The 13,723-nt window shown below is 70.1% G+C and carries 5 protein-coding genes and 1 tRNA gene; 1 reads left to right on the top strand and 5 read right to left on the bottom strand.

Going from position 1 to position 13,723, the window contains the following annotated elements:
- Positions 1-244: 244 nt before the first annotated feature.
- The 3 genes from AMK31_RS07210 to AMK31_RS07220 form a co-directional block, all read right to left on the bottom strand.
- A complete protein-coding gene (locus AMK31_RS07210; RefSeq protein WP_198948435.1) occupies positions 245-2,983 on the bottom strand; it encodes a DNA translocase FtsK in 2,739 nt (912 codons plus the stop codon).
- A gap of 135 nt (positions 2,984-3,118) precedes the next feature.
- On the bottom strand, positions 3,119-3,799 hold the full coding sequence (locus tag AMK31_RS07215; protein ID WP_073939526.1) for a response regulator: 681 nt from the start codon (positions 3,797-3,799) through the stop codon (positions 3,119-3,121).
- 285 nt (positions 3,800-4,084) lie between these two features.
- Positions 4,085-9,547: a HAMP domain-containing protein gene (locus AMK31_RS07220; RefSeq protein WP_107468537.1), complete on the bottom strand. Its 5,463-nt coding sequence runs from the start codon at positions 9,545-9,547 to the stop codon at positions 4,085-4,087.
- 389 nt (positions 9,548-9,936) lie between these two features.
- Between AMK31_RS07220 and AMK31_RS07230 the strand changes: the two genes are divergently transcribed.
- Positions 9,937-12,687 carry a SpoIIE family protein phosphatase gene (locus tag AMK31_RS07230; RefSeq protein WP_073939527.1) on the top strand — a complete coding sequence of 917 codons (2,751 nt, stop codon included), beginning with the start codon at positions 9,937-9,939 and terminating at the stop codon, positions 12,685-12,687.
- Positions 12,688-12,746: 59 nt separating this feature from the next.
- On the opposite strand, the gene AMK31_RS07235 is transcribed toward AMK31_RS07230, so the two are convergent.
- Together AMK31_RS07235 and AMK31_RS07240 are read right to left on the bottom strand one after the other, a co-directional pair.
- Positions 12,747-12,819, bottom strand: a tRNA-Thr gene (locus tag AMK31_RS07235).
- Positions 12,820-12,894: 75 nt separating this feature from the next.
- A complete protein-coding gene (locus AMK31_RS07240; RefSeq protein WP_073939528.1) occupies positions 12,895-13,557 on the bottom strand; it encodes a DegT/DnrJ/EryC1/StrS family aminotransferase in 663 nt (220 codons plus the stop codon).
- Between the last annotated feature and the right edge of the window lie 166 nt (positions 13,558-13,723).

A 13,723-nucleotide genomic window follows, 5' to 3' on the forward strand; every position in this document is an offset into this window, starting at 1 on the left:
GCGAAAGGGTGGGGCAACCGGGCGGTAGGACTTTGTACGCCATCGGAATGGCCGGACATCCCGATGGTGGGGTACGCGCTTTTCGCTTCCCTCAACTTGACGTGCGTCAAAGGGAAACGGTTGCTCACTGATCCCTTACGGGTGAGTCACGATCCAGCAACCGGCGGAACGCGCACCCATCCGCGTACCCTTCCGCGCAACCGCTCGCGTACCCGTCCGCGAGAGCACCACCGCAGCCGTCTCCCTACGCTTCAGACTCCCCACGAATCATGGCCAGCACGCCATCCAGTTCGTCCGGCTTCACCAGCACGTCCCGCGCCTTGGACCCCTCGCTGGGTCCGACGATGTTCCGGGACTCCATCAGGTCCATCAGCCGCCCGGCCTTCGCGAAGCCGACCCGCAGCTTGCGCTGGAGCATGGAGGTCGACCCGAACTGCGTGGAGACGACCAGCTCGGCCGCCTGGCACAGCAGGTCGAGGTCGTCGCCGATGTCCTCGTCGATCTCCTTCTTCTGCTTGGTCCCGACGACGACGTCGTCCCGGAAGACCGGCGCCATCTGATCCTTGCAGTGCTGGACGACGACCGCGACCTCGGCTTCGGTGACGAACGCGCCCTGCATACGGGTGGGCTTGTTCGCCCCCATCGGCAGGAACAGCCCGTCGCCCTTGCCGATCAGCTTCTCGGCGCCCGGCTGGTCGAGGATGACCCGCGAGTCGGCCAGCGAGGAGGTGGCGAAGGCGAGCCGCGAGGGCACGTTGGCCTTGATGAGGCCGGTGACGACGTCCACCGACGGCCGCTGGGTGGCGAGCACCAGGTGGATGCCGGCGGCCCGCGCGAGCTGTGTGATCCGCACGATCGCGTCCTCGACGTCGCGCGGCGCCACCATCATCAGGTCCGCCAGCTCGTCGACGATCACCAGCAGGTACGGGTACGGCTGGAGCTCCCGCTCGCTGCCCTCCGGCGGCTTGACCTTCCCCTCGCGCACCGCGCGGTTGAAGTCGTCGATGTGCCGGTACCCGTAGGCCGCGAGGTCGTCGTACCTGAGGTCCATCTCGCGTACGACCCACTGGAGCGCCTCGGCGGCCCGCTTCGGGTTGGTGATGATCGGTGTGATCAGGTGCGGGATGCCCTCGTAGGCGGTCAGCTCGACGCGCTTGGGGTCGACCAGGATCATCCGGACGTCCTCGGGGGTCGCCCGCATCATGACCGAGGTGATCAGGCAGTTGATGCAGGACGACTTGCCGGAGCCGGTGGCGCCGGCGACCAGCATGTGCGGCATCTTCGCCAGCGAGTGCATGACGTACCCGCCCTCGACGTCCTTGCCGAAGGCGACCAGCATCGGGTCGTCGTCCTCGGCGGACTCCGCGAGCCGCAGCACGTCGCCGAGGTTGACCATCTCACGGTCGGTGTTCGGGATCTCGATGCCGACCGCGGACTTGCCGGGGATGGGGCTGATGATCCGCACGTCCGGGCTGGCGACGGCGTACGCGATGTTCTTGGTGAGCGCGGTGATCCGCTCCACCTTCACGGCGGGGCCCAGCTCGACCTCGTAGCGCGTGACCGTCGGCCCGCGCGTGAAGCCGGTGACCCGCGCGTCGACCTTGAACTCGGTGAAGACGTTGGTCAGCGAGTCGACGATCGCGTCGTTGGCGGCGCTGCGCGCCTTGCCGGGACCGCCGCGCGTGAGGAGGTCCAGCGACGGCAGGGCGTAGGTGATGTCGCCGGACAGCTGGAGCTGCTCGGCCCGCGCGGGCAGGTCGCGGGGCTCGTTCGGGGGCGCCTTGGTGAGGTCGGGGACCTCCGTCTTGAGCTGCTCCTGCGGGGCGCGCTTCACCTGCTCCCGCTTGGGCCGCGCGGCCGGCACCGGCGTCGGTGTCGGCGTCGTCGGCTCGCGGTCCTCGGCACGTACGCCCTGGGTGAGGTCGGCGACGACCGGCGACGGCGGCATGCCGTGCAGCACGGCGCCGTCGAGCGCGGCGGCGGCAGCGGCGGCGACGTCCACGGCGTCCATCTGCCGGTCCATCTCGGGCTGCGGCACCGCGGAGCGCCGGGGTCGGCCGCGACGCCGCGAGAGCGCCTCCTGCTCGGCGCCGTCGGGGTCGTACACCTCGGGGGCGGGGCCGCCGCGCCGGCGCGGACGGGCGGGCAGCGCCTCGCGCCACTGCTCCTCGTAGCGCTCGTCGTCCTCGCCGAACTCGTCCGGCTCGGGGTCGCGGACCAGACCGAGGCGCACGCCGAGCAGCCGCAGCCGCTGCGGGATGGCGTTGACCGGCGTGGCGGTCACCACCAGCAGGCCGAACAAGGTCAGGAGGACCAGCAGCGGCACGGCCAGCACGTCGGTCATGGTGTACGTCAGCGGGGTCGCCGCTCCCCAGCCGATGAGGCCGCCGGCGTCCCGTATGGCCTGCATGCCGTCGCTGCGCGCGGGCGAGCCGCAGGCGATGTGGACCTGGCCGAGGACGCCGATGACGAGCGCGGACAGGCCGATCACGATCCGGCCGTTGGCCTCGGGTTTCTCCGGGTGCCGGATGAAGCGGACGGCGATCACCGTGAGCAGTATCGGCACCAGCAGGTCGAGCCGGCCGAAGGCGCCGGTCACCAGCACCTCGACGAGTTCGCCGACGGGCCCGCGCAGGTTCGACCAGGTGCCCGCGGCGACGATCAGCGCGAGGGCGAGCAGCAGCAGCGCGACGCCGTCCTTGCGGTGTGCCGGGTCGAGGTTCTTGGCGCCCTGCCCTATGCCGCGGAACACCGCGCCGACGGCGTGCGCGAGGCCGAGCCAGAGGGCGCGCACGAGCCGGTACACGCCCCCGGTGGGGCTCGGTGCCGGCTTCGCGGGCGCGGCCTTCTTCGCCGGGGCCCTCTTGGCGGGCGCCTTCTTCGCGGGTGCCTTTTTCGCCACGGCCTTCCTCGCCGGAGCCTTCGCGGGAGCGGCCGTCTTCTTCGCGGGCTGCTTCTTGGCTGCGGAGGGACGTGAGGCCATAGGTGTGAGATTACCGGGGGAGCCGACAGGGGACACGTGTGCCTGCCGCTTCACCCGTTCGTGTCGCCCTTGCGGGGGCGGGAAACTGACGCGGGCTCACTCGACGGCGCTGTCGCAACGGACCCCGCCGGGTGGTCAGTTCTGCGAGGGCACCGAGGAGGGCCCGCCGGTTCCCGGCTCCAGCGCGTCCAACGCGCGCCGCAGTCCGGTCAGCTTGCGCTCCAGGTGTGCCGCCGTGGCCACCGCGGCCGCGTCCGCCGACTCGTCGTCCAGCTGCTTGGACAGCGCCTCGGCCTGCTCCTCGACCGCCGCGAGCCGCGCGGACAGCTCGGCGAGCAGTCCGGCCGCCTCCTTGCCGCCGCCGACCGCGCCCTTGCCGCCGCCCTCCAACTGGAGCCGCAGCAGCGCCGCCTGCTCCCTCAGCTGGCAGTTCTTCATGTACAGCTCGACGAACACCGAGACCTTGGCGCGCAGCACCCACGGGTCGAACGGCTTGGAGATGTAGTCCACCGCGCCCGCCGCATAGCCACGGAAGGTGTGGTGCGGACCATGGTTGATCGCGGTGAGGAAGATGATCGGGATGTCCCGGGTCCGCTCCCGCCGCTTGATGTGCGCGGCGGTCTCGAAACCGTCCATGCCCGGCATCTGGACGTCCAGCAGAATGACCGCGAAGTCGTCCGTGAGCAGTGCTTTGAGCGCTTCCTCCCCGGACGATGCCCGTACCAGCGTCTGATCGAGCGCCGAGAGGATCGCCTCCAGCGCCAGCAGATTCTCCGGCCGGTCATCGACCAGGAGGATCTTGGCCTTCTGCACCATGGCCCGCCCTCCTCGCCCCGGCAGTGCACCGGGCGCCGCCCCAGGGGACGACTCCGTTACGCCGCCCGTCCTCGTGCCGGTCATCGTAGCCGCACCCCGCCTGTCGCCACACCCTGTCACCGCGATGTCACTGTGCACGTAGCAGAAACGAAAGCGGAGACCAGAAGGTTCCCAGAATCGCGTACGTCCACACGGCCTCCGCCACACCGGGTCAGCACAACCGCGTGAACACTCACACTTCCCGCCAGTTCCGCACACACGCCCCGCGCACACCCCGCGCTGTGGTCACTCGCCGCGCATCCACTGATCCATCACCGTCAGCAGATGATCAGGATCGACCGGCTTGGTGACATAGTCGGACGCACCCGACTCGATCGCCTTCTCCCGGTCGCCCTTCATCGCCTTCGCGGTCAGCGCGATGATCGGCAGCCCCGCGAACTGCGGCATCCGGCGAATCGCGGTGGTCGTCGCATACCCGTCCATCTCGGGCATCATGATGTCCATCAGGACCACGGCCACGTCGTCGTGCTGCTCCAGCACCTCGATGCCCTCCCGGCCGTTCTCGGCGTAGAGCACCGACAGGCCGTGCTGCTCCAGGACGCTGGTCAGCGCGAACACATTGCGGATGTCGTCGTCGACGATCAGCACCTTCTGCCCGCCGAACCGGATCCCGCGCGCCCGCTGCTCCCCCTCCTGCCCCACGGGCGACCACTGCTCCGGCGCCCCGAGCTGGTGCTCGGCGACGGAGCTGGCCCGGCGCCGGCGCCGGAAGAGCGCCGCCGCGCCGTTCTGCGTCTCGCGGTACGACTTCACCTCGGCCGGCGTCTCGATCGGCACCTCGGACGGCGCCGGCTCCAGGGCGAGCGGCTCACCGGCCGACACCGCGGGCATCGCCTGCGGGTAGCCGTGCGGCGGCAGCTCCCCCGGGTGCAGCGGCAGGTACAGCGTGAACGTCGAGCCGCGCCCCGGCTCGCTCTGCGCGTGGATCTCACCGCCGAGCAGCTGCGCGATCTCCCGCGAGATGGACAGCCCGAGGCCCGTACCGCCGTACTTGCGGCTCGTCGTGCCGTCCGCCTGCTTGAACGCCTCGAAGATCACCCGCATCTTGCTCGCCGCGATCCCGATCCCGGTGTCCGTCACCGAGAACGCGATCAGCTGCGCCTCCGGGTCGGTCAGCGAACCCGCCTCCAGCAGCTGCTCCCGGATCGCCTGCGGAACGTCGTCCCGCGCGGGCCGGATCACCAGCTCGACCGAGCCGGAGTCGGTGAACTTCACCGCGTTCGACAGCAGGTTGCGCAGCACCTGCAGCAGCCGCTGCTCGTCGGTGTGCAGCGTCGCCGGCAGCTCCGGAGACACCCGTACCGACAGGTCCAGGCCCTTCTCCGCGGTCAGCGGCCGGAACGTGGCCTCCACGTAGTCGACCAGCTGGACGAGCGCGATCCGCGTCGGCGAGACGTCCATCTTGCCCGCCTCGACCTTCGACAGGTCCAGGATGTCGTTGATCAGCTGGAGCAGGTCGGAACCGGCCCCGTGGATCGTCTCGGCGAACTCGACCTGCTTCGGCGTCAGGTTGCCGTCGGCGTTGTCGGCGAGCAGCTTGGCCAGGATCAGCAGCGAGTTGAGCGGCGTGCGCAGCTCGTGCGACATGTTCGCCAGGAACTCGCTCTTGTAGCGCATCGACACGGCGAGCTGCTCGGCGCGCTCCTCCAGGACCTGCCGGGCCTCCTCGATCTCGGTGTTCTTCACCTCGATGTCCCGGTTCTGCTGGGCCAGCAGCTCGGCCTTCTCCTCCAGTTCGGCGTTGGACGCCTGGAGGGCCTTCTGCCGGTTCTCCAACTCCTCGGAACGCTCCCGCAGTTGCTCGGTCAGCTCCTGCGACTGCTTCAGCAGCACCTCCGTCTTGGTGTTGACGGAGATGGTGTTGACGCTGGTCGCGATCATCTCGGCGATCTGGTTCAGGAAGTCCTTCTGGATCTGCGTGAACGGCGTGAACGAGGCCAGCTCGATGACCCCGAGCACCGTGCCCTCGAACAGCACCGGCAGCACGATCACCTGCGCGGGCGGCGCCTCACCGAGCCCGGAGGAGATCTTCAGATAGCCGCTGGGCGCGTTCTCGACCAGGATCGTCCGCTTCTCCATGGCGGCCGTGCCGACCAGCGCCTCACCCGGCCGGAACGACGTCGGCATGGAGCCCATCGAGTAGCCGTACGAACCGAGCATCCGCAGCTCGTACTGGTCGCCGTTGTCGCCGCCCAGGTCCTTGTCGTCGGCGAGCGGCAGCGCCAGGAAGAACGCGCCGTGCTGCGCGGACACCACCGGCGTCAGCTCGCTCATGATCAGCGAAGCCACGTCGTCGAGGTCCCGGCGGCCCTGCATCAGCGCGGAGATCCGGGCCAGGTTGCCCTTGAGCCAGTCCTGCTCCTTGTTGGCGATCGTGGTGTCGCGCAGGTTGGCGATCATCTTGTTGATGTAGTCCTGAAGCTCCTGGATCTCGCCCGAGGCGTCCACGTCGATCTTCAGGTTCAGGTCGCCGCGGGTCACCGCGGTCGCCACCCGCGCGATGGCCCGCACCTGCCGGGTCAGGTTCCCGGCCATCTCGTTCACGGACTCGGTCAGGTCCCGCCAGGTGCCGTCCACGTCCCGCACCCGCGCCTGACCGCCCAACTGCCCCTCGGTTCCCACCTCGCGGGCCACGCGGGTGACCTCCTCCGCGAAGGAGGACAGCTGGTCGACCATCGTGTTGATGGTCGTCTTCAGTTCCAGGATCTCGCCGCGCGCGTCGATGTCGATCTTCTTGGTGAGGTCACCCTTGGCGATGGCGGTGGTCACCATGGCGATGTTCCGCACCTGACCGGTCAGGTTGGACGCCATCTGGTTCACCGACTCGGTGAGGTCCTTCCACGTACCCGCCACACCCGGCACGTGCGCCTGCCCGCCGAGGATGCCGTCCGTACCCACCTCACGGGCCACCTTGGTGACCTGCTCGGCGAACGAACTCAGCGTCTTCACCATGGTGTTGAAGGTGTCGGCGAGCTGCGCCACCTCACCGCGCGCCTCGATCGTCACCGTCCGCGTCAGGTCACCGTTGGCGACCGCCGCCGCGACCTGGGAGATGTTCCGCACCTGCATGGTCAGGTTCTTGGCCATCAGGTTGACGTTGTCGCTCAGGTCCTCCCAGATGCCCGTGACACCCGGCACGTGCGCCTGGCCGCCCAGGATGCCCTCGGTGCCCACCTCACGGGCCACCCGGGTCACCTGCTCCGCGAACGACGACAGCTGGTCCACCATCGTGTTGACGGTCGTCACCAGCTCCAGGATCTCGCCCTTGGCGTCGACGGTGATCTTCTTCGACAGATCGCCCTTGGCGACCGCGGTGGTGACGTCGGCGATGGAACGCACCTGCACGGTCAGGTTGTTCGCCATGAAGTTCACCGACTGGGTGAGGTCCTTCCAGGTGCCGGCGACGCCCTGCACCTCGGCCTGCCCGCCCAGCTTGCCCTCGGTGCCCACCTCGCGGGCGACCCTGGTGACCTCCTCGGCGAACGACGACAGCTGGTCCACCATCGTGTTGAGGGTGTTCTTCAGCTCCAGGATCTCGCCGCGCGCGTCCACGGTGATCTTCTGCGACAGGTCACCGCGCGCCACTGCCGTCGCGACCTGCGCGATCTGCCGCACCTGGGCCGTCAGGTTCCCGGCCATGCCGTTCACCGAGTCGGTCAGGTCACGCCACACACCGGCGACGCCGGGCACCTGCGCCTGACCGCCCAGCCGGCCCTCCGTACCCACCTCCCGGGCCACCCGCGTCACCTGGTCGGCGAACGCGGAGAGCTGGTCGACCATCGTGTTGATGGTGTTCTTCAGCTCCAGGATCTCGCCCCGCGCGTCGACCGTGATCTTCTGCGACAGGTCACCGCGCGCCACCGCCGTCGTCACCTGCGCGATCTGCCGCACCTGAGCGGTCAGGTTCCCGGCCATGCCGTTGACGGAGTCGGTCAGCTCCTTCCACGTCCCCGACACGCCCGGCACCTGCGCCTGGCCACCGAGCCGGCCCTCCGTACCCACCTCCCGGGCCATCCGCGTGACCTGGTCGGCGAACGACGACAGCTGATCCACCATCGTGTTCACGGTGTTCTTCAGCTGCAGCATCTCGCCGGAGACGTCGACCGTGACCTTCTGCGACAGATCACCGTTGGCCACCGCCGTGGTGACCTGCGCGATGTTCCTCACCTGTCCGGTCAGATTCCGGAACGCGGTGTTGACGGAGTCCGTCAGGTCCTTCCACGTCCCCGCCGCGCCCGGCACCTGCGCCTGGCCGCCCAGCTCACCCTCGTCACCGATCTCCCGCGCGACCCGCGTGACCTCGGAACCGAACGCGGACAGCTGGTCGACCATCCCGTTGACGGTGTTCTTCAGCTCCAGCATCTCGCCGGCCACGTCCACCGTGACCTTCTGCGAAAGATCACCGTTGGCCACCGCCGTCGTCACCGCGGCGATGTCCCGCACCTGGGTCGTCAGGTTCCGGAACACGGTGTTGACCGAGTCCGTCAGGTCCTTCCACGTCCCCGCCGCACCCGGCACGTTCGCCTGGCCGCCGAGCCGCCCCTCCCCGCCGACCTCGTTGGCCACCCGCGTGACCTCGTCCGCGAAGATCCGCAGCGTCTCGGTCATCTGGTTGATGGTCTCGGCGAGCTGCGCCACCTCACCACGCGCCTGCACCGTCACCTTGCGCGACAGGTCACCGCTGGCGACCGCGGTCGTCACCTCCGCGATGCCCCGCACCTGGGCGGTGAGATTCCCGGCCATGGTGTTCACCGAATCGGTGAGTTCCTTCCACACGCCGGCCACCCCGGGCACCTGGGCCTGACCGCCCAGCTCACCCTCCGTGCCCACCTCGCGGGCGACCCGTGTCACCTCGGAGGAGAACGCCGAGAGCTGGTCCACCATCGTGTTGACGGTTTCCTTCAGCTCCAGCATCTCGCCGGCCACGTCCACCGTGACCTTGCGGGACAGATCGCCCTTGGCGACCGCCGTCGTCACCAGCGCGATGTCCCGCACCTGGGCCGTCAGCCGGTGCGCCATCGTGTTGACGGACTCCGTCAGGCCCTTCCACGAACCCGACATCCCGCGCAGCCGCGCCTGCCCGCCCAGCTTGCCCTCGGTGCCCACCTCGCTGGCCACGCGCGTGACCTCGTCGGTGAACGTCGACAGCTGGTCGACCAGGTTGTTCACGGTCCGCCCGACCTTCAGGAACTCCCCGCGCAGCGGGTGCCCGCTCCCGTCGGACGCGTGCGTCCGCAGATCCATCCGCGGCGACAGATCACCGTCGGCCACCGCCGACAGCACCCGGCTGACCTCGGACACCGGCCATACGAGATCGTCCACCAGGGCGTTCGAGGCGTCGATCGCCGACGCCCACGACCCCTCGCAGGCCCCCGTCTCCAGCCGCTCCGTGAGCTTGCCCTCCCGGCCGACCACCCGCCGGACCCGCGACAGCTCACCCGTCAGATGGAGATTGCGGTCGGCCACCTCGTTGAAGACCGCCGCGATCTCCGCCATCACGCCGTCCCCGGACACCGTGAGCCGCTTGCGGAAGTTCCCGTCGCGCATGGACACCAGGGCCGCCAGCAGCCGGTTCAGGGCAGCCGTGTCCACCTCGGTGGTGCCGTTCGGCGCCGCACGCCGCTTGCCCAGGGACGGTCCGCCTTTCGCGCGCGTCTTCGTGCCCCGCGTCGCTGCGCCAGACTCCACTGTGTCCCTCCCGCAGGGATCGACCGTTTACTGCTGTGCTCTCGGGTCCTGCTGCTGTCACCGCTCGGCGTACCGGTAGCCCGAACGAGATTCCGCCACGTCGCACCAGCCCGTACCAAGGGCTGCTGCCCACCCTGGACGGAAGCCACTCGGCCTGCCCGAACCTCGAACAGAAGCCTGCCCAGTGTTTCACCCCGGCCGAACCAGGCCATAACAGTTCGGCAGCTTCGCACACCGTCCGCACACCCTCCGGGCGGAAACACAGCGGACCGGCATCCGTACGGACGGCGAAGGTAAGTAACCTTGCATCCGGCTGTCCAGCCGCGCCGGTCCGTCCGGCCTGGGCGGTGGCACGAGAACGAGCGGGCATCGGAGGGGCGGCCGCACACATGACCACCGGACTGATCCCCGGGGAGCAGCCCCCGGACCCCCTGCCGGTCGGCGGCCTGCCGCCCCAGACCCGGCAGGAGCCGGACGGCGGCGAGGCCCGGCACGACGAAAGCAGGTCGAGGAGCTCCGTGATCACCGCGCGCGCGGCTGCCAGCTTCGAGCCCGTGGGGCGCTCGGTCGCGTCCGCCCGCTCCTTCGTGCGGGACACCCTCCAGGGCTGGGGCTACGCCGACATCGTCGACGACGCCGTGGTCCTCACCAGCGAGCTGGTCACCAACGCCGTCGTCCACGCCGGCACCGCCGCGGACGTACTGTGCCTGCGCACCGGGGAAGGCGTGCGCATCGAGGTCTCCGACCGCTACCCGGAGCGCGAGGTCCCCCTCCAGAGCGCGGCCGTCAACATGGGCAGCCCCGACCGCGAGGGCGGCCGCGGTCTCCAGCTGTGCGCGGCCCTCGCCGGCCGCTGGGGCGTCGAGTACACGCCCACCCACAAGAACGTGTGGTTCCAGCTGGCCCTCCCCGAACGCCCGGTCGGCACCCGGGCCGCGGGGCCCTCCCTCCCGGCCGACCTGCTGCCGCTCGCCGACGGCCGCGTCCGTGTCGCCGTCATCCAGATCGACCGCACCGGCGCCATCACCGCCTGGAACGACGACGCCGAGGAACTCTTCGGCTACCAGGCCGACCTCGTCACCGGCAAACCCCTCACCGACCTCGCCGCCTGGCCGCACACCCCCGGCATCAGCACCGGCATCGCCGAAGCCCTCCAACTCTCCCGCTGGGAGGGCAGCTACGGCATCCGCGACGCCGGCGGCCGGGTCGTCCCCGTGTACGCCTCCCACCTCCGCGTCCGCGACACCGCCGGCGAGCCCTCGACGGTCTGCCTCCTCGTCCGGGACCACGAACGCGCCGTCCTCCAGACGCCGATGCGCCTCGTCGCCCCCGACGCACCCTCCGCCGCCGAGGGCCAGAGCACCGACCCGTTCGAGGTCTTCATCGGCTCCCCCGCCCCGGACGACCTGGACGGCCTCCTCCAGCGCACGGTGGAACGCGCCCGCGACATGCTCGACGGCGACTCCGCGTTCCTCCTGCTCGCCACCGACGACGAGACCGAGCTGGAGGTCCGCGCCTCCACCGGCCTGCCCTCCGCCCGCCAGCGCTTCGCCCGCGTCCCCGTCGAGGCGGGCACCGGCCGCTACGGCTCCGCCCGCATGCCCGCGGTCCACGACGACCTCACGGCCGTACCCGGCGCCGTACCGCTGCTGAACGGCACCGGCATGCGCTCGGTCGTCACCGTCCCGCTCAAGGTCGAGGGCCGCCTCACCGGCTCCCTCGGCGTCGCCGCGGAGGCCCCCGGCCGCTACAGCAACGAGGAGGCCCTTCGCCTCCAGTTCGCGGCGGACCGCATCGCCCTGGCCGTCGAATCCGCCCGCCTCGGGGAGCTGGAACGTCTGCGCCGAGGCTCGCTGAGCTTCCTCGTCGAGGCCTCCGACCTCCTCGCCGGCACCCTGGACCGCGACCAGACACTGGCCCTCATGGCCCAGATGACGGTCCCCACCCTGGCCACCTGGTGCGCCGTCTACACGATCGCCGACCAGGCCTCGGAACCGTATCTGTCGTACGTCCTGCACGAGGACGAGGAACTCATCGACGGCATCAAGTCGTTGCTCTCGAAGGTTCCCCCGCCCGACCCGGTCCCCACCCCCGGCGCCCGCGTCTGGTCCGCGCCAGCGCAGACGGCCCACCAGGCGGCGCTGCGCACCTCCATGCGCAGCCTCGGCCTCGGCGAACCGGCCACGGTCAGCTCCGGCATCGGCACCACCCTCGCCACCGCCTCCGCGGTCGGCGGCGAGACGGTCGTCCTGCCCCTGGTGGCCCGCAACCGCGTCATCGGCATGCTGACCCTCGGCAAGCCCACCGACGAACACTTCCGCCAGGAGATCCTTGAACTCGCCGAGGACCTCTCCCGCCGAGCCGCCCTGGCTCTGGACAACGCGCGCCTCTACTCCGAGCGCACGGCCATCAGCCAGTCCCTCCAGCGCAGCCTCCTCCCGCCGGAGCTGCCCACCATCGACGGCGTCGAGGTCGAGGTCATCTACCGCGCGGCCGGCGAGGGCAACGAGGTCGGCGGCGACTTCTACGACCTGTTCCCCATCCGCGACGGCGCCTACGGCTTCGCCATCGGCGACGTCTGCGGTACGGGCCCGAACGCGGCGGCCGTCACCGGCCTCGCCCGGCACGCCCTACGGCTCCTCGCCCGCGAGGGCCTCAGCGGCCCCGCCGTCCTCCAGCGCCTGAACTCCGCCATCCTCGACGAGGGCGCCCGCAGCCGCTTCCTGACCCTTCTGTACGGCGAGATGCGCCCCCAGGAGGACGGCAGCGCGGAACTGAAGGTGGTCTGCGCCGGACACCCGCTCCCCCTCCGGCTGCGCCAGGACGGCACGGTCGAGGCCGCCGCCGAACCCCAGCCGCTCCTCGGTGTCCTGGAGGACCTGGAGCTCTACGAGCAGACGGTCACGCTCGACCCGGGCGACGTCCTCCTGTGCGTCACGGACGGCGTCACCGAACGCCGCGAGGGCACCCGCATGCTCGGCGACGACGGCCTCGCCGACGTCCTCACCACCTGCACCGGCCTCACGGCGGGCGCGGTGGCGGCCCGCATCATGCGCGCCGTGGAGCGTTTCGCGTCCGACGCGCCCTCCGACGACATGGCGATTCTGGCGATGCGTGTCCCGGGCCTGCAGAACGGCTGAGGAGCCGGCCCGGACAGCGAAAAGGCCCCCGCCCGAAAGGGCGGAGGCCTTTTTCTCTGAGCCCCCAAACGGAATCGAACCGTTGACCTTCTCCTTACCATGGAGACGCTCTGCCGACTGAGCTATAGGGGCCTGTCGCTTTTCCGAGGTTTCCCTCGCGGCAACGGAATAGATCATACCCCGAACAGACCCGTGTTCCAAAACCGATCAGAAGGCGGGTTGCAGCAGTCCTCCGAGCGCGTTGCAGGCGGACACGATCCGCTGCATCTCCCTCTTCGTCAACGAGGCGTCGACCGGCAGCGCCAGCGTCTCGTCCGCGGCCCGCTCGGTCTCCGGCAACGACACACACTGCCGGAACCCCGGCAGCCGGTGCACAGGCGTCTTCACCGGCACCCGGCAGTCAACACCCTTGGCCCGCACGGCCCGTGCGAAGGCGTCACGGTCCGGCCGACCGTTCCCCGGCACCCGCACGACGTACTGCTGATAGGTGTGCCCGACCCCGCCCTCGGGCGTACGCACGCCCTTCAGCCGCGCGTCGAGATACCCGGCTCGCTGCCGCCGCTGAGCTATCTCGTCGTACGGCGCCTCGGACTCCCCCTGTTCCAGCACCAGCAGCCCGTGCCGCTGGCCCACCGCACGCAGCCCGGCCACATCGGCCGGCCGCCCGAAGCGATGCACGCCAACCACGGCCACGGTCCGAGAAGTTACGGCCGCCTCGACCGCGGCGGGGTCGAGGCAGTACGTCGCCGGATCTATGTCGGCGAACACCGGGAGCGCACCGGCCAGGGTCACCGCTTCGGCGACTTCGACGTTCCCGAAGGCCGGTACGACGACCTCGTCACCGACTCCGACGCCGGCGGCCCTGAGCATTGCAGCAGTACCCATGCTTCGGATGGTGGGTGCGACACGTGAACTTCAAGTGACGCGGAACAAAAAAGGGTTGGACCCCGAACCGAAGTTCAGGATCCAACCCTTTGAAGAATTGTTCGGCGGCGTCCTACTCTCCCACAGGGTCCCCCCTGCAGTACCATCGGCG

This window comes from Streptomyces sp. TSRI0107 (assembly GCF_001905845.1).
Classification (GTDB): domain Bacteria; phylum Actinomycetota; class Actinomycetes; order Streptomycetales; family Streptomycetaceae; genus Streptomyces.